General features: G+C 71.6%; 22 protein-coding genes. 12 read left to right on the top strand and 10 right to left on the bottom strand.

The annotated features are described in order from the left end of the window. Window positions 1-9: 9 nt before the first annotated feature. On the bottom strand, window positions 10-1,086 hold the full coding sequence (locus O1G22_RS29530) for a Zn-dependent alcohol dehydrogenase (RefSeq protein WP_270084095.1): 1,077 nt from the start codon (window positions 1,084-1,086) through the stop codon (window positions 10-12). Between the two features lie 31 nt (window positions 1,087-1,117). Beyond that, on the bottom strand, window positions 1,118-1,978 hold the full coding sequence (locus O1G22_RS29525; protein ID WP_270084094.1) for a MaoC/PaaZ C-terminal domain-containing protein: 861 nt from the start codon (window positions 1,976-1,978) through the stop codon (window positions 1,118-1,120). A gap of 240 nt (window positions 1,979-2,218) precedes the next feature. Between O1G22_RS29525 and O1G22_RS29520 the strand changes: the two genes are divergently transcribed. Genes O1G22_RS29520 through O1G22_RS29510 form a run of 3 tightly spaced genes read left to right on the top strand, consistent with a single transcriptional unit; the run spans window position 2,219 to window position 5,198 of the window. Then, window positions 2,219-3,178: an ABC transporter ATP-binding protein gene (locus O1G22_RS29520; protein WP_270084093.1), complete on the top strand. Its 960-nt coding sequence runs from the start codon at window positions 2,219-2,221 to the stop codon at window positions 3,176-3,178. Next, window positions 3,178-3,894: an ABC transporter permease gene (locus tag O1G22_RS29515; protein WP_270084092.1), complete on the top strand. Its 717-nt coding sequence runs from the start codon at window positions 3,178-3,180 to the stop codon at window positions 3,892-3,894. The genes O1G22_RS29520 and O1G22_RS29515 overlap by 1 nt, the downstream gene beginning before the upstream one ends. Window positions 3,895-3,911: 17 nt before the next feature. Next, a complete protein-coding gene (locus O1G22_RS29510; RefSeq protein ID WP_270084091.1) occupies window positions 3,912-5,198 on the top strand; it encodes a sensor histidine kinase in 1,287 nt (428 codons plus the stop codon). Here O1G22_RS29510 and O1G22_RS29505 read toward each other — a convergent pair. Then, window positions 5,176-6,693, bottom strand: coding sequence for an alpha-L-arabinofuranosidase B (locus O1G22_RS29505; protein WP_428986517.1), 1,518 nt, complete (start codon window positions 6,691-6,693; stop codon window positions 5,176-5,178). The two genes, O1G22_RS29510 and O1G22_RS29505, sit on opposite strands and share 23 nt — an antisense overlap. Window positions 6,694-6,993: 300 nt before the next feature. Between O1G22_RS29505 and O1G22_RS29500 the strand changes: the two genes are divergently transcribed. Further along, a complete protein-coding gene (locus O1G22_RS29500; protein ID WP_487416683.1) occupies window positions 6,994-7,635 on the top strand; it encodes a response regulator in 642 nt (213 codons plus the stop codon). A 42-nt stretch (window positions 7,636-7,677) separates the two neighbouring features. On the opposite strand, the gene O1G22_RS29495 is transcribed toward O1G22_RS29500, so the two are convergent. Then, on the bottom strand, window positions 7,678-8,865 hold the full coding sequence (locus O1G22_RS29495) for a lipid-transfer protein (protein WP_270084089.1): 1,188 nt from the start codon (window positions 8,863-8,865) through the stop codon (window positions 7,678-7,680). 163 nt (window positions 8,866-9,028) lie between these two features. On the opposite strand from O1G22_RS29495, the gene O1G22_RS29490 reads away from it, so the two are divergent. The 5 genes from O1G22_RS29490 to O1G22_RS29470 all read left to right on the top strand — a co-directional run bounded on the left by O1G22_RS29490 (window position 9,029) and on the right by O1G22_RS29470 (window position 14,560). Next, complete coding sequence (locus O1G22_RS29490; RefSeq protein ID WP_225097054.1) at window positions 9,029-10,774, top strand: MFS transporter; 1,746 nt, start codon at window positions 9,029-9,031, stop codon at window positions 10,772-10,774. A gap of 90 nt (window positions 10,775-10,864) precedes the next feature. Then, entirely contained in the window at window positions 10,865-11,521 is a 657-nt protein-coding gene (locus O1G22_RS29485) for a class I SAM-dependent methyltransferase (RefSeq protein ID WP_270084088.1), read from the top strand. A gap of 22 nt (window positions 11,522-11,543) precedes the next feature. Then, complete coding sequence (locus tag O1G22_RS29480; protein WP_270084087.1) at window positions 11,544-12,497, top strand: N-acetylmuramoyl-L-alanine amidase; 954 nt, start codon at window positions 11,544-11,546, stop codon at window positions 12,495-12,497. A gap of 85 nt (window positions 12,498-12,582) precedes the next feature. Then, complete coding sequence (locus O1G22_RS29475; RefSeq protein WP_270084086.1) at window positions 12,583-13,440, top strand: DUF5336 domain-containing protein; 858 nt, start codon at window positions 12,583-12,585, stop codon at window positions 13,438-13,440. Between the two features lie 109 nt (window positions 13,441-13,549). Then, the gene (locus O1G22_RS29470) at window positions 13,550-14,560 is read left to right on the top strand and encodes an LLM class F420-dependent oxidoreductase (RefSeq protein WP_270084085.1); all 1,011 of its coding nucleotides are present in this window, start codon (window positions 13,550-13,552) and stop codon (window positions 14,558-14,560) included. A gap of 4 nt (window positions 14,561-14,564) precedes the next feature. On the opposite strand, the gene O1G22_RS29465 is transcribed toward O1G22_RS29470, so the two are convergent. After that, on the bottom strand, window positions 14,565-15,137 hold the full coding sequence (locus O1G22_RS29465; RefSeq protein ID WP_270084084.1) for a hypothetical protein: 573 nt from the start codon (window positions 15,135-15,137) through the stop codon (window positions 14,565-14,567). 270 nt (window positions 15,138-15,407) lie between these two features. Here O1G22_RS29465 and O1G22_RS29460 point away from each other — a divergent pair, with 270 nt between their 5' ends. After that, window positions 15,408-15,713 (top strand): hypothetical protein, encoded by a 306-nt coding sequence (locus O1G22_RS29460; RefSeq protein ID WP_270084083.1) that lies wholly within the window; start codon window positions 15,408-15,410, stop codon window positions 15,711-15,713. A 10-nt stretch (window positions 15,714-15,723) separates the two neighbouring features. On the opposite strand, the gene O1G22_RS29455 is transcribed toward O1G22_RS29460, so the two are convergent. The 3 genes from O1G22_RS29455 to O1G22_RS29445 are packed head-to-tail and all read right to left on the bottom strand — an operon-like array spanning window position 15,724 to window position 18,964. Further along, window positions 15,724-16,794 carry a prenyltransferase/squalene oxidase repeat-containing protein gene (locus O1G22_RS29455; protein ID WP_225097036.1) on the bottom strand — a complete coding sequence of 357 codons (1,071 nt, stop codon included), beginning with the start codon at window positions 16,792-16,794 and terminating at the stop codon, window positions 15,724-15,726. After that, window positions 16,791-17,525, bottom strand: coding sequence for a class I SAM-dependent methyltransferase (locus tag O1G22_RS29450; RefSeq protein WP_270084082.1), 735 nt, complete (start codon window positions 17,523-17,525; stop codon window positions 16,791-16,793). The genes O1G22_RS29455 and O1G22_RS29450 overlap by 4 nt, the downstream gene beginning before the upstream one ends. Then, entirely contained in the window at window positions 17,519-18,964 is a 1,446-nt protein-coding gene (locus O1G22_RS29445; protein WP_270084081.1) for a glycosyltransferase, read from the bottom strand. Before O1G22_RS29445 ends, O1G22_RS29450 begins: the two co-directional genes overlap by 7 nt. Window positions 18,965-19,184: 220 nt before the next feature. Between O1G22_RS29445 and O1G22_RS29440 the strand changes: the two genes are divergently transcribed. Then, window positions 19,185-19,841, top strand: coding sequence for a TetR family transcriptional regulator (locus O1G22_RS29440; protein ID WP_270084080.1), 657 nt, complete (start codon window positions 19,185-19,187; stop codon window positions 19,839-19,841). Here O1G22_RS29440 and O1G22_RS29435 read toward each other — a convergent pair whose 3' ends face one another. After that, window positions 19,842-20,006, bottom strand: a complete 165-nt coding sequence (locus tag O1G22_RS29435; protein ID WP_270084079.1) for a hypothetical protein — start codon at window positions 20,004-20,006, stop codon at window positions 19,842-19,844. A gap of 166 nt (window positions 20,007-20,172) precedes the next feature. Between O1G22_RS29435 and O1G22_RS29430 the strand changes: the two genes are divergently transcribed. Further along, complete coding sequence (locus O1G22_RS29430; RefSeq protein WP_270084078.1) at window positions 20,173-23,865, top strand: NACHT domain-containing protein; 3,693 nt, start codon at window positions 20,173-20,175, stop codon at window positions 23,863-23,865. Here the strand turns inward: O1G22_RS29430 and O1G22_RS29425 are convergent. After that, window positions 23,819-24,052, bottom strand: a complete 234-nt coding sequence (locus O1G22_RS29425) for a ferredoxin (RefSeq protein WP_270084077.1) — start codon at window positions 24,050-24,052, stop codon at window positions 23,819-23,821. The two genes, O1G22_RS29430 and O1G22_RS29425, sit on opposite strands and share 47 nt — an antisense overlap. Window position 24,053 lies beyond the last annotated feature (1 nt).

Raw genomic sequence — 24,053 nt, 5'->3', positions numbered from 1 at the left:
TCGGGTCTCTCAGATCTCGATGCACGTACGCAGGGCGGTCCCGGTACGCATCTGGTCCAGTGCCTCGTTGATCTCCGCCAGCGGCACCCGGTGGGTGATCAGGCCCGCGAGGTCGATCCGGCCCGCCCGCCACAGGGCGATCGCGCGTTCGTAGGAGCGCAGCACGTCCCCGCCGCCGTACATGGACGGCAGGATGCGTTTCTCGTCGAAGAACAGCTCGAACATGTTGAGCTGGAGGAAGTCGTCCAGGGCGCCGGCGCCGACCACGACGAGGGTGCCGCCGCGCCGGGTGTGCTCGTAGGCCGTGCGGGCGGTGGCGGACTTCCCGACGACCTCGAAGACGTAGTCGAAGCCCTCGCCGCCGGTGACCTGCTGCTTGGCGTCGGCCAGTTCATCGGGTGAGACGGCCTTCGTGGCACCGAACCTGAGGGCGGCGTCGCGGCGGGAGGCGACCGGGTCCACGGCGACGATCTCGGCGGCGCCCTTCAGCCGCGCACCCTGCACCGCCGAGATGCCGACGCCACCGCACCCGATGACGGCCACGGACGAACCGGCCTGCACATCTGCGGTGTTGAGCGCGGCACCGAGTCCCGTCGTGACCCCGCAGCCGATCAAGGCGGCGATGTCGAAGGGCACGTCCTCGGGGATGGGCACGGCACAGCCGGCGTCGACCACGACCTCCTCGGCGAAGGTGCCGGTGCCCGCGAAGCCGAAGACATCACCGGCCGTCCGCCTGAAGTTGGGGGTGCCGGCGTTCATGAACCCGGCCAGGCACAGCTGGGTCTGGCCGCGCTTGCAGGCCGGACAGGCGCCGCAGGCGGGCAGCCAGCAGATCACCACCCGGTCCCCGGGCTTCAAGCCCCGTACCCCGTCCCCGACTTCGAGGATCTCGCCCGCGCCCTCATGGCCGGGCACGAACGGCGCGGGCTGCGGCAGCACCCCGCTCATCGCGGACAGGTCGGAGTGGCACAGCCCGGTGGCGCGCACCCGGACCCTGACCTTGCCGGGCCCGAAGCCCACGGCCTCGACATCATCGTGGACGTCGAGCTTTTCCTGGCCGATCTCGTGCAGTACGGCTGCGCGCATGGTGCGGCTCTCCCCTCGACTACGGTCTGGATCAGGAGTGCTGGACGACGGTGTCGGCGAGGACGGGCGCGTCCTCCCGCTCGACGGCGCTCACGGCCACCCGGACGGCACCCCCCTCCCCCTGCCACATGCGGATGCGCAGGGTCTCCCCCGGGAACACGACCCCGGCGAACCGGGTGGCGTACGACCGCACCCGGCTCACGTCCCCGCCGAGCAGCGTGTCCACGACCGCCTTGAGCGTGATGCCGTAGGTGCACAGCCCGTGCAGGATGGGCCGGTCGAACCCGGCGCGCTTGGCGAAGTCGGGGTCGGCGTGCAGCGGGTTCCAGTCGCCGGAGAGGCGGTAGAGCAGGGCCTGGTCCTCGCGGATGTGCCGTTCGACGGTCCGGTCGGGCTCACCGGCGGGCGGTTCGAGGCGTGTGGAAGGGCCGCGGTCGCCACCCCAGCCGCCCTCCCCGCGTACGAAGATCTGGGCGTCGTTGGTCCACAGCGGGCCGTCGGCGTCGGCGACCTCGGTGCGCATGACCAGGACGGCCGCCTTGCCCTTGTCGTACACGGCGGCGATGCGCCCGGTGGCGGTGGCGGTGCCCTGGGCGGGGATCGGCCGGTGGATCTCCAGGCTCTGCCCGCCGTGCAGGACCCTGGCGAGATCGACCTGCACGCCCGGCATGGACAGTCCGCTGATCACGCCGGGCGAGCCGGCGCCCGCGACGGTGGCGAAGCTGGGCAGGACGTGCAGCCGGGACTCCAGGGTGTAGCGCAGCTCGTCGGGATCGGTGGCGGGGATGCCGGCGCCGATGCCCAGGTGGTAGAGCTGCACGTCCTTGGTGGTCCAGGAGATCTCGCCGGTCCGGGGTTCGGCCGCGAGGGCTCGGCTTGCGTCGATGGGCATACGGCTCCTGCAGGGTCTCAAGACCTCGGTGCGGACGTCCGCACCGTCGGCCGCACCGAGGTCGTCCACGGGCGGGATCTAGAACGCGTTCCAGTCCGGCGCCCCCTGTATAGCCGAGCGCTCCTGACTTGTGAAGGCTCCTGACACTGTGTCAGGTTCGCTCGGCAGTGACATTTGTACTGCCCGAGTCCGTACATGCGCATCTGCCGGAGGCGGGGCCGGGCTCGTAGCGTCGTAGGCATGACACAACGGGGACAACAACGGGGACAACGGGGACAACGGGGAAGCGCCGTCTCCTTCACGGGGGCGGTCAGGACGTACGGCGCGGTGCGCGCGGTGGACGGGGTGGACCTGGACATCGCGCCCGGCGAGACCGTGGCCCTGCTCGGCCGCAACGGCGCCGGAAAGTCCACCACGATCGGGCTGCTGCTCGGGCTGTACGAGCCCGACGCGGGCGCCGTGGAGCTGTTCGGGGCGCCGCCGGAGCGGTCGGTGCGGGCGGGACGGGTGGGCGCGATGCTCCAGGACGCGCGGCCGGTGCCCCGAGTCACGGTGGGCGAGCTGGTGACCTTCGTCGCCTCCCGCTACCCGGCGCCGATGCCGGTGGCGCGGGCGCTGGAGCTGGCCGGGATCGCGGGCCTGGCCGGGCGCAGGGTGGACCGGCTGTCCGGAGGGCAGGTTCAGCGGGTGCGGTTCGCGCTCGCGCTGGCCGGGGATCCGGCGCTGCTGGTGCTGGACGAGCCGACGGCGGCGCTGGACGTGGAGGCCCGGCACGCCTTCTGGGACTCCATGCGCGCCTACGCCCGACGCGGCCACACCGTGCTGTTCTCCACGCACTACCTGGAGGAGGCCGACGCCCACGCCGACCGCATCGTGATCCTCGACCGGGGCCGGATCGTCGCCGACGGCACGGGCGAGGACCTGCGCCGCGCGGCGGGCGGCAACCTGGTCGGCATCGACCTGGCGGGACGGGACCCGGATTCCCTCGCCCTGCTGCCCGGGGTCCGCTCGGTGGACGTACAGGACGGCAGGGCCCTCCTGCGCACGGACGACTCGGACGCGACGGTGATCGCGCTGGCGGAGCTGGGGGCGATCAGGGGGCTGGAGGTGACTCCGGCTTCGCTGGACGACTCGTTCCTGGCACTGACGGCGGCCGGCCCCGAAACCCTCACCGAATCCCACGACTTGGAGCCCCGCTGATGCTCGCCTACGTACGCCTCGAAATCCGCCGCACCCTGCGCGACACGGGCTTCGTCATCGGCGGAATCGCCATGCCGGTGATGATGTACCTGCTGTTCACGAACCTCGGCGGAGCCGACACCGGCTGGCGCACCGCGGGGATGGTCGGCATGGCGGCCTACGGCGCCGTGGGCTGCGCGCTGAACACCGGCGGAGCGGTGGCCGAGGACCGCGCCGTCGGCTGGCTGCGGCAGCTGCGCGTGACCCCGATGACCCCGCGCGAGGTGGTGCAGGGACGGACGCTGACCGGCGCGGTGACGGTGCTGCCCGCGATCGTCGCCGTGCTCGCGGCGGGCGGTCTGGTCAACGGGGTGCGGCTGGCGGCCTGGCAGTGGGCCGCGCTGGTGCTGCTGCTATGGCTCGGCTCCCTGCCGTTCACGCTGCTCGGCCTCGGCAACGGCTACCGGCTGACGGGGCCCGCGACCGGTGTCGCCAACATGCTCCTCAGCCTGGGGCTCTCGGTGCTCGGCGGTCTGTGGTTCCCGGTCAGCCTGTTCCCGGGCTGGCTGCGCGCCCTGTCGGCGTACACCCCGACCCGCCGGTTCGCCGAGCTGGGCACCGCCGTCTCGGACGGGCACGCTCCCGGGGCCGGTGCCATCATCGTGCTGACGGTGTGGCTGGGACTGTTCGGTTCGTACGCTGTGCTGTCGTACCGCCGCAGGGCGGGGACCATCTGATCGGGGGACATACGGGCATGACGGTGTGGAGCAGAGTGCGGTGCCAGGCACGGGCCTGGCAGACGGCGCGGATCGAGTGGAAGGCGGAGCACGAGCGGTTCAAGGCCGCGCAGCGGGCCGCCCGGGAGAAGGGCGGGGCCCCGGACGTCGACCACCCGGGCCCGCCGCCCACCGGCTTCGCGCTGCTGCCCTGGCTGCTGATGGGGATGGGCTCCTTCTCCAATCTCCTCCAGGGCAAGACCCCGAACCCCCTGATCGGCGGCCTGGGTCTGTTCCTCTTCAACTCCCTGTACATCTACATCACGTTCCGCTCCTTCGACCGGGACAAGCGCGAGGCCGTCTCCACACGGGTCGCCCTGCTGCTGATGGGCCTGCTGACCACAGGCCTGGCCCTCGGGTACGGCGGCAACTGGCTGATGTTCTTCCCGCTGCTGGGCCTGGCCACGGGTGCCACCCTGCGCGGCCCCTGGCTGGGCCGTACGGGCCTGCTGCTCGCCGCGTACGCGGCCGCGATCTCCGGCCTGCGCGGTGGCTGGAACGATGCGGCGAACATCGGCTACGCCACCTTCCTGTCCAGCATGGTGACCGCCGCGATCCTCGGTCTGTCCGAGGCGGTGCGGGAACTGCGGGCCGCGCGCGAGGAACTGGCCCGGCGGGCGGTGGAGAAGGAGCGGCTGCGGTTCTCGCGGGATCTGCACGATCTGCTGGGGCACACGCTGTCGGTGATCGTGGTGAAGTCGGAGGCGGCCCGGCGGCTTGCCCCGCGGAACATGGACGCGGCGCTGGGGCAGATCGCGGACATCGAGTCGGTGGGCCGGCAGGCGCTCACCGAGATCCGCGAGGCGGTGACCGGCTACCGCGAGGGGAGCCTCGCCACCGAGCTGACCCGGGCCCGCTCGGCGCTGTCCGCGGCGAGCGTGGAGCCGGTGATCCGGCAGTCCGGCACGCCGCTGGCCCCGCAGACCGAGGCGCTGCTCGGCTGGGTGGTGCGCGAGGCGGTCACCAACGTGGTCCGGCACAGTGACGCGAGCCGCTGCGAGATCACCGTCGAGAGCGGTACCGAACAGGCCCGGCTCACCGTCACCGACAACGGCACCGGTGAGCCGGTCAGCCGGCCCCGGGAGGGCATCGGCGGCACGGGCCTGAAGGGGCTGACCGAGCGCCTCGCGGCGGCGGGCGGCTCGCTGACGGCCGGCCCGTCGCCGCGCGGCGGCTTCACGGTCTCCGCCGAACTCCCGGTGGAGTCGGCGGAGTTCGCGGACACGGTGGTGACGGCTGCGGCTACGGCGCCCAGGGCGAGCTGACCGCCCAGCTGACGTCGTCGGTCCAGGACGTGCTGCTGTCCCAGGCGTTGGACCCGCCGTCGCTCGCTACATAGAGGTTGTAGTCGTAGTGGCGCAGGTATTTCGTCGGGTAGTTGTACGACGCGAACGAGGTGCCGGTACCGCTCTTGCCGGTCGTCGGGCAGAAGGTGGCGTCCGCCCGGAACTGGGCGGTGCCGTCCATGGGCTGCCGGTAGATCTTGAAGTTGTAGTGGCGCAGGTAGTCGCCAGGGTAGTTGCGCGACTCGAAGGAGACGCAGGAAGCGTCGGCGAGGCCCTTGCGGACGATCCAGGTGGCGTCGTTCTTGTCCAGGCTGGAGCTGCTGGAGGTGATGGAGGAGAGGACACCGGCGTTGTTCTGGTGCCGGACGTAGTCGCTGGTGCAGCAGGACGTGGTCGCGCGCAGGGAGATCTCCGAGCCGGCGTTCAGCGTGCCGGTGCTGCCGGTCGCGCCGCCGTAGCCGACGGAGACGATGTTCGACTGGACGGAGTCGTCGGCGGCGTCCGTCGGGATGCCGGAGGTCATCACGCCCTCGAAGAAGGACCCGATGGAGCCGTTGCTGTTGTCACCGCCGGTGCCGAGGACGATGGCACCCTCCTGGTGCATCGGAGAGTAGCCGCTCGTGGTCGGCTCACCGCCGGAATAGGTGGTCGTGAGCCCGCCGGATTGGGCATTTCCCCATTTGAGTGCGAAATGATTCTGCCCGTTGTTCTTGAGCAGCGCGGTCACGAACGGCAGCGCGCCCGTGCCGGTGTTGGAGGAGTTCTTGCTGTAGCCGGCGTCGGACTGGAACAGCCCGTTCTCCAGGTCGGCCTGCACCCAGGGGCCGGAGCCGTAGCAGGGCGCGAACCAGCACTCGGTGCCGAAGTTGATGGCGTCCATGTGCCCGTTGCCGGTGTCCTTGTTGTTGGTCTCGGCGTTGCCGTAGTCGAAGCAGCAGGCGCCGTTGACGTGCGTGCCGGAGGTCACCATGTACATCCCCTCGGCGGCGCCGTTGGTGGCGACACCCGAGGTGGAGTCGTTGCGGTAGCCCATCCCGGCGGATATCTCCAGGCCGTAGACCTGGTGCCCGCCGACGGTCACCGGCAGGGCGTCCGCGGGCGCCCCCACATCGGCCGCCCCGGCCCCGCCGGCGCCCTCGACGGTGAGGTCGTTGTGGCGCGAGGACTGGTCGTAGATCTTGGTGATGATGCAGGTCGTGCCGGAGCAGAAGGAGTCCTGGGCGGCCGCGTCGGCGTATCCGCCGGCGGCCAGCAGACCGATGTCCTTGGTGGCGCTGTCCGAGGCCCGCTTCACCTGGTACAGCGAGCCGTTGTACGAGGAGTACAGCGCCCGGACCATGCTGTGCGCGGCGACGCAGGGGGTGCCGGCGGCGGCGTAGACGTCACAGGGCAGCGAACCCGCGGCGGCCGCCTGGGGCGCGCCGGTGCCGAGCAGCAGCGCGACGAGGGTGGCGCAGACGGCGAACACGGACAGCACGGCGCTTCTCAGGCGCCGGGGGCGGGGGGTTCTGGGGGGCAAGGTGCACCTCGGTTCGTCGTAGGGCAGCTCATGTTCGGAATCTCGGACAATGTTCGACCGAAATACCGAACCCATTCGACTGCGGAATTTGGCAGCGATTTCTGGAAAAGCAGAGGCGATTGTTTGGGTGCCACTCGAGGCCGTCAACCCCCGCCGCACGGGACAATGCCGATTCTTTAATCGGCGAACAGCCGCCTCACAGACCGCTCCCGCACCGCCCCGCACGCGTCACGTGGGCGGCCGTACCCTGAGCCCATGAACGAGATGCCCCGGGACGGCAGGCCCGCCACGTGCATCCGGGTCCTGCTCGCCGAGGACCAGGGGATGATGCGAGGGGCCCTCGCGCTGCTCCTCGGCATGGAGGACGACATCGAGGTCGTCGCCCAGGTCTCCCGGGGTGACGCGATCGTCGAAGCGGCGCTGCTGCACCGGCCGGACGTGGCCCTGCTGGACATCGAACTGCCGGGCGCCAGCGGGCTGGACGCGGCGGCCGAGCTGCGCGAGCAGGCGCCCGACTGCCGGGTGCTCATCCTCACCACCTTCGGCCGGCCCGGCTATCTGCGCCGGGCCATGGAGGCCGGGGCGGCCGGGTTCCTCGTCAAGGACGGACCCGTGGAGGAACTGGCCGAGGCCGTCCGGCGCGTGCTCACCGGTGAGACCGTGGTCGACCCCGCGCTCGCCGCCGCCGCGCTCAGCGCCGGGCCGAATCCGCTGACGGCCCGTGAGTGCGACGTGCTGAAGGCGTCGGTGGACGGGGCGACCGTCGCCGACATCGCCGGCCGGCTGCACCTGTCCGAGTCCACGGTCCGGAACTACCTGTCCTCCGCCATCGGCAAGACCGGCACCCGGAACCGGGCGGAGGCCGTACGCGAGGCCCGGCAGCAGGGGTGGCTGTGAGGCGCGGACAGCCGCCGCCCCACACCCCCTCAGCCCCCTCCCCTACAGCCCCCGCAGCAGCGTCACCACCGCCGCCCCGCCCAGCCCGATGTTGTGCGCGAGCCCCACTCGCGCCCCGGGCACCTGCCGCTCCCCCGCCTCGCCGCGCAGCTGCCAGACCAGTTCGGCGGTCTGGGCGAGGCCGGTCGCGCCCAGCGGGTGGCCCTTGGAGATCAGTCCGCCGGACGGGTTCACCACCCAGCGGCCGCCGTACGTCGTCGCGCCCGACTCGACCAGCTTCCCGGACTCCCCCGTCTCGCACATGCCGAGCGCCTCGTACGTCAGCAGCTCGTTGACGGAGAAGCAGTCGTGCAGCTCGATCACGTCGACGTCCTCGATGCCGAGCCCGGACAGCTCGTACGCCCGGCCGGCCGCCTCCCGCGACATCGGCTGTCCGACGACGTCGATACAGGAGCCGGACGCGAAGGACTCCTCGGTGTCCGTGGCCATGGCCTGCCCGGCGATCTCCACCAGCCCGGACAGCCCGCGCTCGTCGGCGAACCGCCGCGACACCACGACAGCGGCCGCCGCGCCGTCCGAGGTCGGCGAGCACTGGAGCTTGGTCAGCGGCCGGTGCACCATCCGCGCGGACAGGATGTCGGCCACCTCGTACACGTCCCGGAACTGCGCGTACGGGTTGTGCGCGGAGTGCCGGTGGTTCTTGGCGGCGACGGCGGCGAGCTGCGCCTCCGTCGTGCCGTACCGCTCCATGTGCTCGCGGGCCGCGTCGCCGAAGATCTGCGCGGTCGGCGGGGCCGGTTCGAAGCCGTGCCGGGCGGCCATGACGGCGTAGTGCCGGGCCACCGGGGATGCCGAGAAGTCACCCCCGTCCGCCCCACCCCCCAGCGCGCCCTTCTTCATCTTCTCGAAGCCCAGCGCCAGCACGCAGTCACAGGCGCCGCCCTCGACGAGCTGCCGGGCAAGCATCAGGGCGGTGGCGCCGGTCGCGCAGTTGTTGTTGACGTTGTACACGGGGATCCCGGTGAGCCCGAGCTCGTACACCGCCCGCTGGCCGGCGGTGGAGGGCTGGAAGCAGTAGCCGACGGGAACCTGTTCCACGTCCGCGTACGAGATCCCGGCGTCCGCGAGGGCCGCCCTGCCCGCCTCCCGCGCCATGTCCCAGTACTGCCATGAACGGGTCTCGGGCTTCTCGAACCTGGTCATCCCGACCCCGGCGACGTAGGCCTTCATGGCGCGTCAGATTAGAACGCGTTACATAAACTCACCAGACCTGACGCCGAGTCAGAAACCCATGAGCGGGTCAAGGATTCGTTAGGGGCTCGAAGCAACGGAATAGTTGCCTGTGCATACGAGGTTTACCGAGCACTTATTCCGACGGGGAGGCCTCGACTCAATGACCCACACGACGACCGACCAGCCGGCCCGGAGGGCGAGCGGGGCCGTAGTGCCCGTGCTCGCCTTCGCGGGCATCGTCGTCGCGGTGATGCAGACGCTGCTCGTGCCGGTCATCAAGGACCTGCCGCAGCTGCTGAGCACCGCCCCCAGCAACGCCACCTGGGTACTGACCTCGACCCTGCTGTCCGGCGCCGTCGCCACCCCGATCATGGGCCGCCTCGGCGACCTGTACGGCAAGCGGCGGATGCTGATCCTCAGCCTCGCCGTCATGGTGGTCGGTGCCCTGGTCAGCGCGCTCACCAGCCAGCTGCTCACCATGATCGTCGGCCGTACGCTGCAGGGCTTCGCCATGGGCGCGATCCCGCTCGGCATCGGCCTCATGCGCGACATGCTGCCCCGCGAGAAGCTCGGCTCGGCCATGGCCCTGATGAGCTCCTCCATCGGCGTCGGCGGCGGTCTCGCGCTGCCCGCCGCCGCACTGGTCGCGCAGCACACGAACTGGCACGCCCTCTTCTACGGCGCCGCCGGCCTCGGCGTCATCGCCATCACCCTCACCCTGATCGTCGTACCCGAGTCGCCGATGCGCGCCGAGGGCTCCTTCGACCTGGTGGGCGCGCTCGGCCTGTCCACCGGCCTGGTGCTGCTCCTGCTGCCGATCACCAAGGGCAGCGACTGGGGCTGGTCCTCCGGCACCACGCTCGGCCTGTTCGGCGCGGCGGTCGTCGTCCTCGTCCTGTGGGGCCTGTTCGAACTGCGGGTCGAGGCACCCCTGGTCGACCTGCGCACCACCGCGCGCCCGGCCGTCCTCTTCACCAACCTCGCGTCGATCATGGTCGGCGTCGCCTTCTACGTCGTCTCGCTCGTCCTGCCCCAGCTGCTCCAGCTGCCGAAGGCCACCGGCTACGGCCTCGGCCAGTCCATGGTCGTCGCGGGCCTGTGCGTGGCCCCGCTGGGCCTGACGATGATGTTCACGGCTCCGGTCTACGCCCGCCTGTCCGCCCGCTACGGCCCGAAGACCACCCTGATCCTCGGCCTGCTGATCATCGCGCTCGGCTACGGCGGCGGCCTCGGCCTGATGGACGCGGCCTGGCAGACCATCGTCACGTCCGTCGTCCTCGGCGCGGGCATCGGTCTCGCCTACTCGTCCCTGCCGGCGCTGATCGTGGGTGCCGTGCCCGCCTCGGAGACCGGCGCGGCCAACGGCCTGAACACGCTGATGCGGTCCATCGGTACGTCGGTGTCGAGCGCCGTCATCGGCATGGTGCTGGCCAACACGGCGAACAACGTGGGCGGCATCGCGATCCCGACCATGCACGGCTTCCGGGTGTCCTTCCTCATCGCCACGGCCGCGGTCGCGGTGGGCCTGCTGCTGGCGCTGTTCCTGCCGAAGGCCGGCCGGCCGGCTCAGCAGCACGTTCAACTGCGGGCCAGCAGTGAGGAGGACGCCGTGCTGGAGCAGGCCGAGGAGGTGCTGCGGGGGTTCCGCGGGCGGGTTCTGGACGCCTCCGGTGTTCCTGTCGCGCGGGCCAAGGTCACGCTGATCGACCGGCGGGGGCGGCAGGCCGGAGCGACTCTCTCCGAGACGGACGGCACGTATGCCCTGGCAGTACCTGGCTCGGGTGCGTATGTGCTGGCCGCGAAGGCGCCGGGGCACGGTCCGCTCGCCTCTTCCGCCACGCATTCCGGTGAGGAGCGGGCTGTCGAGCTGGATCTTTCGTTGCCGGGGGAGGTTGTGAGCGCCTAGCAGGGCGTTGCACGCACCCCCGGTCACACAAGTGGCCGGGGGTGCGGCAGCATGGGTGGCCGGAAACGTCGTACGAACCGGAAGGACCCCATGTCCGCCGCCACCACCCCCAAGCCCGAGATCCTGGCCGCGTTCGAAGCGGCCAAGGGGTTCATGCCCGTGGACGAGGGGCTGGCTCTCTACGCGGTGGCTGTGGAGGCGGGGCGGCTGGGGTTGCCGTTGCTTGAGGTCGGGACGTACTGCGGGCGGTCCACCGTGCTGCTCGCCGATGCGGCTCGGGCGGCCGGGGTCGGTGCGCTGACCGTCGATCACCACCGGGGCAGTGAGGAGCAGCAGCCGGGGTGGGACTACCACGATCCGGCGACCGTGGACCCCGAGGTGGGGCTGATGGACACGCTGCCGACGTTCCGCCGCACGCTGTTCAAGGCGGGGTTGGAGGAGCACGTGATCGCCCTCGTGGGCCGTTCCCCGCAGATCGCGGCGATCTGGAACTCCCCGCTCGGCCTCGTCTTCGTCGACGGCGGCCACACCGACGAGCACGCCGGCGCCGACTACGAGGGCTGGGCGCCGCACGTCGCCGAGGGGGGCTTCCTCGTCATCCACGACGTCTTCCCGGAGCCCGAGGACGAGTTCACCGGACAGGCGCCGTACCGGGTGTATCTGCGGGCTCTCGCGTCCGGGGCGTTCGAGGAGGTCTCCGTCACCGGTTCGCTCCGTGTCCTGCGCCGAACGCGGGCGGGGATCTGAGGCCCCGGTTAGAGTCGCAGACGTGTCGTACACAGGCCCGGAATTCGAACCCCCGCAGACCCGCCGACCCCGGCGCGGCCCCATGACCGTGGCGCTCGCCGCGCTGGTGCCCGGTGCGCTGCTCGGCTGGGTGGTGTATGAGGCGGTCGGGGGCGGGAACGGGGCGTCCGGCCGTACGGCCTCCGCCGCGTCGGCCTCCCCGCACTCCCCTTACTCCGCCTCTCCGCCGGTCCGCTCGGCCTCCCCCGACGGTTCCCCCGGCGACGACGGCAAGGCCGCGGCCGGCGGCGGGGCCGGGCCGCTGGCGGGCAAGGTCGTGGTCATCGACCCCGGGCACAATCCCGGCAACTTCCAGCACGCCACCGAGATCAACCGCCAGGTCGACATCGGGACGAACAAGAAGGAGTGCGACACCACCGGGACGTCCACCAACGACGGTTACACCGAGGCCCGGTTCACCCTCGACGTCGCCCACCGGCTGCGCACGCTGCTGGAGAAGCAGGGCGCCACGGTGAAGCTGACCCATGACGGGGACAGCCCGGCGTGGGGGCCGTGTGTGGACGAGCGGGCCCGGTTCGGGAACGCCGCCCATGCCGACGCGGCGATCTCCATCCACGCCGACGGCTCCGCGGAGGGCGACCGGGGCTTCCACGTCATCCTGCCGGGGTCCGTGCACGCCGGTGCCGCCGACACCCGGAACATCGTCGGCCCCTCCCGCGACCTGGGCACGCGCGTCGCCGGGAACTTCGTGCGCGACACCGGTGAGCCGCCGTCCAACTACGTCGGCAAAGGTACCGGTCTCGTCACACGTACGGACCTGGGTGGTCTCAATCTGTCAACGGTTCCCAAGGTGTTCATCGAGTGCGGCAACATGCGCGATAGCAAGGACGCGGCACTGCTGACCAGCGGCGCCTGGCGGCAGCGGGCGGCGCAAGGAATCTCTGACGGAATCGTGAGTTTCCTGCGCGGGTCGTGACCGGCGGGTGGATACGGCCGGACGGCTGGATCTTGCGGACGGTAGTGTCTACCGACGACGAGAGACGACCTACGAAGGACCTGAAGTGAATATCCGCTCCCTCACTAGAGGCGACGGCGTGGTGATCGGAGCAGCGGTGGTGCTGTTCATCGCGTCGTTCCTCGACAACTACTCGTACAACGTCGATGGCGCCAGCGGCATCGACATGCCCAACCTCTGGGAGAGCGGACCGGTCCTGCTCGGCGTCGTGTTCGCGGGGATCATCGGTGCCGCGCTCGTCGTCCTCGGCCGAGGCCTGCCGCAGCCCCGCAAGGTGGCCGGGCTGGAACTCGTCCAGGCCGGCACCGCGTTCACCGTCGTCGCCGCGCTCGGTGCCCTCGGCAATGTCATCGACCCGGCCGGCGGCGCGAACAACATCGGTTCGTCCAACGACGGTCCGGACGCGGGCATGGGCCTGATCCTCGCCCTGATCGCCACGCTGGTCATGGCCGGAGCGGCCATCGCCACCCCGCTCGTCCCGGTGCTCCAGGCCGGTCTGCTCCCGACGCCGAAGCCGGCCGCCCCGCAGCCCTACGGCGCCCAGCCGCCCGGCGGTTACGGCTACCCGGGCGCCCCGGCCGCGGGGGTGCCGTACGGTGCCCAGCCGCAGCCGGGTCAGCCCTTCGGGCAGCCGCAGCCGGCCGCGCAGGGGGCCCCGCAGCCGGCTGCGCAGGGTGCTCCGGCGGCGGCTCAGCCGGCCGCTGCGGACTTCTCGCCGTTCTGGTTCGCCGTGCCGGTGACCCGTCCGCTGTTCGCGGAGGACGGCTCGCCGACCCCGATCGCCGAACTGGCGCCGGGCACCTGGTACTTGGCCGTCGAGCAGCGCGGTGCCCAGCTGATCGCGCAGACCCAGGACGGCCGCCGCGGTGTCCTCCAGGACACCTCCGGCATCCAGCGCGGCTGACCTCGCGCAGCAACGGCGTACGGCCCCTCGCCCTTCCGGGCGGGGGGCCGTTGTCGTACGCTCGGCTTCCGGTCAGCTATCTGACGTTCCGTCAGGAAGCAGGTGGTGTATGCGGCTCGGGCTCGCACTGGGGTACTGGGGACGCGGGCCGGACGCCCGGCACGTACCGCTCGCCGTCGAGGCGGAGCGGCTCGGCTACGACTCGGTGTGGACGGCGGAGTCCTGGGGCTCGGACGCCTTCACCCCGCTCACCTGGATCGCGGCGCGGACGTCGACGATCAGACTGGGTACGGGCGTTGCCCAGATGGCCGCCCGTACCCCGGCCGCCACCGCGATGCACGCCCTCACCCTGGATCACCTCTCCGGCGGACGCGTGCTGCTCGGCCTCGGCCTGTCCGGGCCGCAGGTGGTGGAGGGCTGGTACGGCCGCCCGTTCCCGAAGTCGCCGCTGACCGCGACCCGGGAGTACGTGGACGTCGTACGGCAGGTGCTGCAGCGGCAGGGGCCGGTGGAAGTGGACGGGCGGTTCCATCCGCTGCCCTACCGGGGGCCGGACGCGACCGGGCTCGGCCGGCCGCTGAAGTCCATCACGCATCCGCTGCGGCCCGATCTGCCCGTGCTGCTCGGCGCCGAGGGGCCGAAGAACGTGGCGCAGACGGTGCGGATCGCCGACGGCTGGCTGCCGCTGTACTGGGCGCCGAGCCGGCCCGAGGTGTACGGGGAGGCCGTGCGGAAGCTGCCCGAGGGGTTCATGGTGGCTCCGCTGGCCCAGGTGCGGGTGTGTGACGACGTGGCCGAGGGGCTGCTGCCCGTCAAGGCCATGCTCGGCTTCTACATCGGCGGGATGGGGCACGCGGCCCGCAACTTCCACGCCGATCTGATGGCCCGTATGGGGTACGAGGGGCAGGCGCGGCGGATCCAGGAGCTGTTCCTCGCCGGGCGGCGGGAGGAGGCCGTGCTGGCCGTGCCGGACGCCTTCGCCGACGAGATCTCGCTGGTCGGGCCGCGTGCGCGGATCGCCGAGCGGCTGGCGGCATGGCGCGCGGGCCCGGTGACCGACCTGCTGGCCGTCTCACCGGACCCGCACACGCTCAGGGTGCTGGCGGAGCTGAACTCCTAGGGGTCTAGCTGCCCTTGGCGAGCTGGGACGCAGAGGGCACCTGGTCCTTGACCGGGGCACCCGCACTGGCGCCCGCGCCCTTGACCTTGTTGATCGTGTCGTTGAAGGAGTTGACCGCGCCGTCGTCACCGTTGCGGAGCTTCGCCGGCAGGTTCTTCAGCGCGTCGATGCCCGAGCCGAGCGGTGCGAGTGCCTTGGCGAGCGCGGGGTCGCCCTGGGCGTTGCGCTGGGCCGCCTTGAGGCGGTTGTAGGTGAAGGCACCGGCCAGACCGGCCTTCACCAGAGCCGACTTGCGGCCCTTGGCGCCCTTCTTGAACGCGCCCGCCTTCCAGGGCTTCACGATCCACTGGTAGGTCGCGCCGGCCGCGAGACCCGCGTTGGCCACGAACCGGGTCTTGGCGAACTTCTGCCGTTGCGCGGACGTCGTCGGGCTGGGGGTGTCGGCGGCGGGGACGGCCTGGAGCGCCGCGGTGTCCCGCGTACTGGCCGTCTCGCCGGTGCCGCAGGCCGTGGCGCCGGCCAGCAGGGCGGTGCAGAGCGTGAGCGCCACGAAGAGGCGCCGTATCGGTGCGGGCACGAGGTCCTCCGGACGGGTCGCGTCTCCCCGAGCGGTTGCTTTCTCCGGCAGCCTCACCCGAGGCGGCCGGCTGCGCCACTCGGGGGACGCCGTTCGGGTCACACGGTCCGGGTCTCACCGTTCGGGTCACACGGTCCGGGGCTCACCGTTCGGGTTTCGTCGTCCGGGTTTCCTCGTTCGGGTTTCGTCGTCCGGGTTTCCTCGTTCGGGCTTCGCCGCTCGGTTTTCATCGTCCGGGTTTCGTTGCCCGTTTTGCGGCAATCCGTAGGTATGACCCCTGTCACCCCTCGCTATCGCTCCTACGGCGCACATCCGGTCCGGAGGATCGTCGCGACCGTCGCCGACGTCATGGCGGCGATCATCGGCCTGTGGATCCTGCTGTTCCTGGTGCATGCGAACCGGTCCAACGGTGTGGTCCGGTTCGTGCACGACGCGGCGACGTGGCTGGCGGGCTGGTCCCAGGGCATCTTCACCTTCGACCAGGAGTGGGCGCGGGTGGTCTGCGACTACGGCCTGGCGGCGGTCGTGTACCTGATCGTGGGCCACGCCGTCGCGGGCCGCCTGTACCGGCGCTGAAGGCCGTGGGCTAGCCGCAGCAGTCCGGGTCCAGCCCCGCCGGCAGCCGCTCCCCGCCGAAGACCGCGCACGTCGCCTCGTGACCCCCGAGAGCGGCCACCGCGAGCAGCAGGGAGCCCGCCGTCCACGTGGTCAGCTCGCGCGGCCAGATCGCGTCGTCCTCGAAGACGTATCCCGTCCAGTACAGGCCGCTGTCCGGGTCGCGCAGGTGCTGGATGGACTGGAGGATCGTCAGGGCGCGGTCGGACTCCCCCACCGCCCACAGGGCGAGGGCGAGTTCGCTGGACTCGCCGCCGGTGACCCAGGGGTTGGGGACCACGCAGCGTACGCCGACGCCGGGCACCACGAAGCGGTCCCAGGACTCGGCGATGCGGGCCATGGCCTCCTCGCCGGTCAGCGCGCCGCCGAGGACCGGGTAGTACCAGTCCATCGAGTAGCGGTCCTTGTCGAGGAAGCGCTCCGGGTGGCGGCGGATCGCGTGGCGCAGTGCGCCGACCGCCAACTCCCAGTCCGGCTGCGGCTCTTCGCGCTGTTCGGCGATCGCGAGGGCGCAGCGCAACGCGTGGTGGATCGAGGAACTGCCGGTGAGCAGCGCGTCCGCGGTGGGCGTGCCGTCGGCGTCGCGCCGCCAGCCGATCTGGCCGCCGGGCTGCTGGAGCCTGAGCACCCATTCCACGGCCGCGTACACGGTGGGCCACATGCGGTCCAGGAACGTGTCGTCGCCGGTGGCGAGGTAGTGGTGCCAGACGCCGACGGCTATGTAGGCGACGAAGTTCGACTCGCGGGCGCGGTCGGTGACGTCGTCGTGGGCGCCGTCGGCGTAGGCGGCGTACCAGGAGCCGTCCTCGTTCTGGTGCCGGGCGAGCCAGTCGTAGGCCCGCTCGGCGGCCGTGTGCTCGCCGGCCGCGTCCAGGGCCATCGCGGCCTCGGTGTGGTCCCAGGGGTCCAGGTGGTGCCCGCGGAACCACGGGATCGCGCCGTCCTCCCGCTGTACGGCGAGGATGCCGCGGACGGTCGCGGCGGCCTGCCCGGCGGTGAGGACCCCGGGCAGGACGAGGTGTTCTGTCCGGGGAGTGGTCACCGGGCGTCCACCCGGGGCAGGTGGGGCTTGGTCGCGTAGAGGACGAAGCTCTTGCCGATGACCGGGTTCAGCGCCTGCTCGGCGACCCGGGTGGCGAGCGGCTTCTTCATGATGTCCCAGACCAGCAGCTTGTGGTACGCCCGCACCGGCAGCGCCTTGTCGTTGTCGACGCCGAACGCGCACTTCAGCCACCAGTACGGCGAGTGCAGCGCGTGCGCGTGATGGCTGCCGTACGGCTTGAGACCGGCCTCACGGACCTTCGCCGTCAGTTCGTCGGCCTTGTAGATGCGGATGTGGCCGCCCTCGACCTCGTGGTAGGCGTCGGACAGCGCCCAGCAGACCTTCTCGGGGCCGTAGCGGGGCACGGTGATGGCGATCCGGCCGCCGGGCCTGAGCACCCGCACCATCTCCGCCAGCACGCCCTTGTCGTCGGGGATGTGCTCCATCACCTCGGAGATGATGACGACGTCGAAGGACTCGTCCGGGAAGGGGAGGGCCAGGGCGTCGCCCTCCATGGCCGTGGCGGTGGCGCCCTCGGGCGCCTCCCCGGCCTCCTTCATCGCGGCGAACCACTTGGCGACCTCGCGGATCTCCTCGCCGTTCTGGTCCAGGGCCACGACCTGGGCGCCGCGCCGGTAACACTCGAAGGCGTGCCGGCCGGCCCCGCAGCCGAGATCCAGGACACGGTCGCCGGGGGCGAGCGGGAACCGGGAGAAGTCGACGGTCAGCACGTGGCCCTGCTTTCGGTGTAGACGCCTGTTGCCGCGGCCGCGGGGCGGCCCTCGGGGTGCGGCATGGGGTACGGCTCGGTGTGCGGCTCAGGGTGCGGCATGGGGTACGGCTCGGGGTGCGGCCGGGTACGGAGGCCGCCGGTGCGGGCGACGGCCTCGCGGTAGCGGGCGACGGTGCCCTCGGCGGCCCGCGCCCAGGTGAAGCGGGCGAGCACCCGCTCCCGGCCGGCCCGGCCGAGCCGCACGCGCAGCTCCGGGTCGCCGAGCAGTCGTACGAGCCCGGCGGCGAGCGCGCCCGCGTCCCCGGGGGTGACGGCCAGGCAGGTCTCGCCGTCGCGGCCGGCGACCTCGGGGATGGCGCCGCCGGTCGTGGCGACCAGCGGGGTGCCGGTGGCCATGGCCTCGGCGGCGGGCAGCGAGAAGCCCTCGTACAGCGAGGGCACGCAGGCGACCTCGGCGGACCGGATCAGGTCGACGAGTTCGGCGTCGGAGATGCCCTTGACGAACTCGACGGCGCCGGCGAGGCCGTACCGCTCGATGGCCTGGGCCACCGGCCCCTCCTCGGGGCGCTTGCCGACGACGACGAGATGGGCGGCCGGGTGCTCGGTGCGCACCTTGGCCAGCGCCTCCACGAGGAAGACCAGGCCCTTCAGCGGCACGTCGGCGCTGGAGGTGGTGACGATCCGGCCCGGCACCTCGGGCACGGCCGGATTCGGCGAGAACAGGTCGGTGTCGGCGCCGATGTGGATCACGTGGATGCGGTCGTCGCGGACGCCGAGGTGGTCCACGATCTCCTGCCGGGAGGTGCCGGAGACGGTGAGGACCGAGGGCAGCCGGCGGGCGACGCGCTTCTGCATCCGCGTGAAGGCGTACCAGCGGCGGACCGAGTAGCGCCGCTGCCGGGTCTCGGCCGCGTCCAGCTCCAGCTGCCGGTCGACGGTGATGGGGTGGTGGATGGTGGTGACCAGGGGGGCGCCGATGTCGCCCAACAGGCCGTACCCGAGCGTCTGGTTGTCGTGGACGACGTCGAACTCACCGCGCCGGGCGCGCAGATGGCGGCGGGCGCGCAGGGAGAAGGTCAGCGGCTCGGGAAACCCGCCGGTCCACATGGTCGCGACTTCGAGACCGTCGATCCAGTCCCGGTACTCGCCCCGCCCCGGGGTGCGGAAGGGGTCGGGCTGGCGGTACAGGTCGAGGCTGGGCAGCTCGGTGAGGGTGAGGCCGGGATACCCCTCGTCGAGGACGGGGTACGGCTGCGAGCCGATCACCTCGACGCGGTGCCCGAGCCGGGCCAGCTCGCGCGAGAGGTGCCGTACGTAGACACCCTGCCCGCCGCAGAACGGGTTCCCTTTATAGGTGAGGAGCGCGATGTCGAGCGGTCGCTCGCCGTCGGCCGCGGGGTCCTTCCGGGCACCCGCGTTCCGGGCCTCAGCGGTCACTCCGTGCCCCCTTCTGCCTGCGCTGTCCCGCGAGACTACGCCGGGACGCTAATCTAGAACAAGTTTCAGACTTGATCGTTCAAGAGGCTCTGAATCTACCGGCAGGTAGGGGTGCTGTGAGCAGTGGATCAGGTGATTCACGCCACGGCGGACCGCCCTGTCATGCTGTTTGATCACGTGCCCTACAGACGCCCTCACCGACTGTCACGGAACGGGACCCATGCCTGCGGAAGCCAGTACGTCGAGGCCGTCCCCCACTCTCGGCTTCGCTCGAGCGGGGGGACCCCCACCGCCGCCCCTCACCGAGCGGCAGGAGGCCCGCCGCCGCCGGATCCTGCACGCGAGCGCCCAGCTGGCCAGCCGGGGCGGTTTCGACGCGGTGCAGATGCGCGAGGTGGCCGAGTCCTCCCAGGTCGCCCTCGGCACCCTCTACCGCTACTTCCCGTCCAAGGTGCATCTGCTGGTCGCCACCATGCAGGACCAGCTGGAGCACATGCACGGCACGCTGCGCAAGAAGCCCCCGGTGGGCGACACGGCGGCCGAGCGGGTGGCGGAGACGCTGATGCGGGCCTTCCGCGCGCTGCAGCGCGAGCCGCACCTGGCCGACGCGATGGTCCGCGCGCTCACGTTCGCCGACCGCAGCGTCTCCCCCGAGGTCGACCAGGTCTCCCGCCAGACGACGGTGATCATCCTGGACGCGATGGGCCTGGAGAACCCCACCCCCGAGCAGCTCTCGGCGGTCCGCGTCATCGAGCACACCTGGCACTCGGCCCTCATCACCTGGCTCTCGGGCCGCGCCTCCATCGCCCAGGTCAAGATCGACATCGAGACGGTGTGCCGGCTGATCGATCTGACGGAGCCGGGCGGACATTCCTGATCACCGCTGCTTCCAGTGCCGCAGGGCACCGAGCAGCTGACCGAGCACCTTGAGCGCCGCGGTCCTGCGGGCGGGCTTGCTCGACCATACGGCGGGCAGGACGACGCCGACGTAGACCGCGAGGAAGACGAGGGCGGCGAGGAGCAGGGGCGGCTGGACGGGCATGGCGTTCCCTCCGGGGGCGTACGGCTGACGGCTTGCACGACGACGATCGCCCCCGGGAACACCGAGCGAGCCGAACCGCGAATCCCGCCGAACTCCCGGCGAAAGGCGCAGGTCACTCCGTACGCTTCGGAGTCGTACACCGAACGGCGCCGAAGGAGTGGGGGAGTTGGCCGCAGCAGTGCCGGGTCCGGTCGGGGAGTTCTGTGCCGCGCTGGGGCGTCTGGTGCGGGCGTGCGGGGTGCCGCAGGTGGACATCGCCGCGGCACTCGACCTCAGTGCCGGTTCGGTCTCGGCGCTGCTCAACGGGAATCGGCGCAAGGCCCCGGAATGGGATGTGGTCCAGCGGATCGTGCTGCTGTGCGCCGAACGCCACCGGTCCCGGGAGCCGCTGCCCGGGGGGCTTCGGCTGGATGTGGCGTGGTGGCGAGGCCGGTATGGGGAGTTGGAGGGGGCCGTCGAGAGCGGGCGGGGGCAACACCGCCGTGCGCCTGCAGAGGGTCCGCCACCAACGACGGCCTCCCTGAAACCCCTTGGCATTTCCGACTGCGTGCGCATGGGGATCGACGACGCGGTACGCCTGCTGGCCGACGGCCGACCGGGTCTGGCCGACGCCGCTGACAGGCTGTTGGGCCCGCTGGACGCCGGGGCAACGGACTCGCACCATACCGTCCTCATCCTGCTGGACGGCTTCCCCGAGCGAGTGCGGGCCGCGCACGGCCTTCGGCGCGGCGCTCTTCTCCAGGCCGCCCGGACCGCGCTGGTGACGGTGGCGCTGGTGCGGTGCGGACCACAGCAGCTGGGCCGGGAAGGGGTGACGCAGCTGGTCGGAGACCTGGTCAACAGGGCGGCCCCGAACCCCGCAGGCGCCGGACCGGACGCACCGACCGACGCGTTCCTGCTGGCGCGCATCCGCAAGACGATGCCTGAGCACATACAGCAGCAGCTCATCGATCACTACCTGAAGCTGGCCACCCGGCTTGCCACGGCCTGCCCCGAGTTCGCGCTGGCGGTCGGCCAGCCCGACAAAGCCGTCAGCGGTACGGAGGACGGCGCCGGGACCGGGCTGGCCGGGCTGGGGGCACTCCTGACCGAGTTCGCGGGCCGGACCAGCCCTGCCGTGGCGGGCCACGCCCGGTTGAACGACCCGATCGCCGAACTCGATCGGCGCGGCCCACAGCTGCCGAGCCTGGCCGAGGGATACGTCAATCCCCGCTTCCGGCTGGCCGGGCCGTACCTCGGATCCGGAGCTGAGGACAGGGTCGCCTCGGACAAGTGGTGGGAGGATCAGCCCACCTACGAGACGATCGAGCGGTTCCTCGCCGCGTACCTCCTCAACGTCTCCGCCCTGCGCTCCCCCCTCGTCGTGCTCGGCCACCCCGGCGCCGGGAAGTCACTGCTCACCAAGCTGCTCGCCGCCCGGCTGCCGACCGCCGAATTCCGCCCGCTGCGGGTGGAGCTGCGGCACACGCCGGCGGAGGCGGACCTGCAGACGCAGCTGGAGCACGCGCTCAAGCAGCAGACGGGTCGGGCGGTCAGCTGGCCCGACTGGTCCGAAGCCGTCACCGGGACGATCCCGGTGCTCCTGCTGGACGGCTTCGACGAACTGCTCCAGGCGGGCGCCCAACTCCTCGACTCCGCCCGGCAGTGGAGCTATCTGCGGGAGGTGGAACAGTTCCAGAAGCGCGAGGCGGAGCAAGGCCGTCCGCTGATCGTGCTGGTGACGAGCCGCACCGTGGTCGCGGACCGCGCGGAGATCCCGCCGCACAGCCAGGTGCTCCGGCTGGAGCCGTTCGGCGCGGAGGAGATCGGGCGCTGGCTGGAGACCTGGAACACCACGAACCGGCGCTACTTCGCCGAGCACGACCTGACCCCGCTGACCTACGCGTCCCTCCTGCCCCACCTGGACCTCGCTGCCCAGCCCCTGCTGCTGCTCATGCTCGCGCTGTACGACGCCGCGGTCGGCAACGGCCTGGGCCTTCCTCTCGACAACGAGCGGCTCAGCCGTACCCAGTTGTACGAGCGGCTGTTCACGGAGTTCGTTCGCCGCCAGGTCGTCAAGGACGGCCCGCTGCCCGCGACCGAGCAGACGGCGGCGGTCGACCGTGAGCTGCACCGCCTGTCGGTGATCGCTCTCGGGATGCTCCACCGTGGGGCCCAGGCCATCACCGGCGAGCAGGCGGACGGTGACCTGCGCGCGCTGGCCCCCGAGTCACCCGGGCGGGAGCCCCTCGGTGCCGAGCCGCTCTTCGGCCGTTTCTTCTTCGTCCATGAGGCGCAGGCCGTGGTGACCGACCAGCGCCTGCGCAGCTACGAGTTCCTGCACGCGACGTTCGGCGAGCACCTGGCGGCCCGGCTGATCGACGGGGCGTTGCGCCGCCTGGCGGAGTCCGGGAGCCAGGACGACGGTGAGCTGTACGCGCTCTTGTCCTTCACCCCGCTCACCGACCGGGACCAACTCCCACGGAACCTGGGCGACATGCTCGCTGCCTGGCCGGACGGCGAGGCCCGGGAAAGGCTGCCCGGCCTGCTGGCCGCCCGGTTCCGGCAGACGGAGTGGGGCAACCCCCACCGCACCGATCCGGGGCACGCGCCGACAACGGTCACCAGGACGTACCGGAACGCGGTGTACGAGGTGAATCTGCTGCTGATCACGGTGCTCGCGGCGGGCGAGGTGTACGCGTCGGCGTTCGTGGGGACCGGCGACCTGGTCGACGGCTGGCGGCGGCAGGTCTTGCTGTGGCAGTCGCAGCTGTCGTCCGAGTCCTGGGATCTGCTGTCCTCCGCACTGCACCCGGAGCGCTGCGAGCGGGACGGCAAGCCGGACCTGCGGATCAGTACCCGCCAGGCGCCGCTCCTCCATCACGAGCTGAACTGGCAACTGGGCGCCTTCGGCGGACAGTTGGGCTCGTCGCTCATGTTGCCGGAAGACGTCGCCCCGTCCGGCCTCTCGGGTACGGAAAGGCGGGTGATGTTCGTCGGCGACAGCGACGCCGAACTCCTGCTGCACGCCGTACACCCGCTCCTGCACCAGATGTCCGGCACGCTCCGGTCACACCTGCTGGACGCGGGCGGCTCCGTCCGCTCGGCGGCGCAGTCCCTCGTGGCCCTGCTCAGCCGGGACCGGTACGACACCCTGGCACTGCCCGACCTGTACCTCAGGTGTCTGCGTCACCTGGAGCATCTGACCGACCACGAACGAATCCGCTACCTGGAAGCCGTGGTCTGCCAGTTGAGGCACGACGCCGACATCTTGTCCGACGACGCGCTCCTCCACCTGGTGCTTCGCCTCGACGAGTCCCTCGGCGACGGGGGATTCGTCACCGCAGCGGCCCAGAGGGCGTTGCTGGACTTCATCCACTCCGTCGTGGGCAGGGGCGGCGGGATGCTGGCCGTGGAACTCGCCTCCCTCCAGGACACCATCTACCGCATCGAGCACGGCGACAAGGACAACGACCCCCTGGACCGCCTGCTCCGGCTGACCAAGGTCGGCCGGAGCAGCGGTACCTGGCTGCTCGTCGTGGGGCGGGGAAAGGCCGCCACGCCCCTCTTCGACGATGTCCTCGCGGGCCTCGACCTCACGATGGCCGCCGCCCGGCATCCGTCCGCCGTCATCGACCTCCTCCGCCTGGCCGCCGACCTCGGCCTGGACGACTGGCTGGCCGGAAACGCGGCCCGCCTCCTCGCCGCCCTGCCCGCCGAGGCCTTCGCCCTGCTCCGCCCCACCGACCTCCCCCACCTCCGGGCGGCGCTCCCGGAGGGCGCGTACGCCGCCGAGTTCGCCAGGCTGGAGCGGATCTGGCGGGGACCGGCCGTCACTCCTCCGGCGGAAACACTCCCTCCCCACTCCCCACCAGCGTGATCAGAATCGCCTCCACCGGACACCCCTCCGCCGCCTCCAGAATCGGCTCGCTCGCGTCCGTGTCCGCCTCCACCGGGTGGGACTGGCGGGCGGAGTCGAGGCGGAAGGCGTCGGGGGCGTGGTGGAGGCACTGGGCGGAGCCGATGCACACCGACCGGTCGACCTCGACGTGCCAGCGGTCGCCCATG

Source organism: Streptomyces camelliae (assembly GCF_027625935.1).
Lineage (GTDB): Bacteria > Actinomycetota > Actinomycetes > Streptomycetales > Streptomycetaceae > Streptomyces > Streptomyces camelliae.
This window is presented reverse-complemented; position numbering and strand designations above follow the sequence as displayed.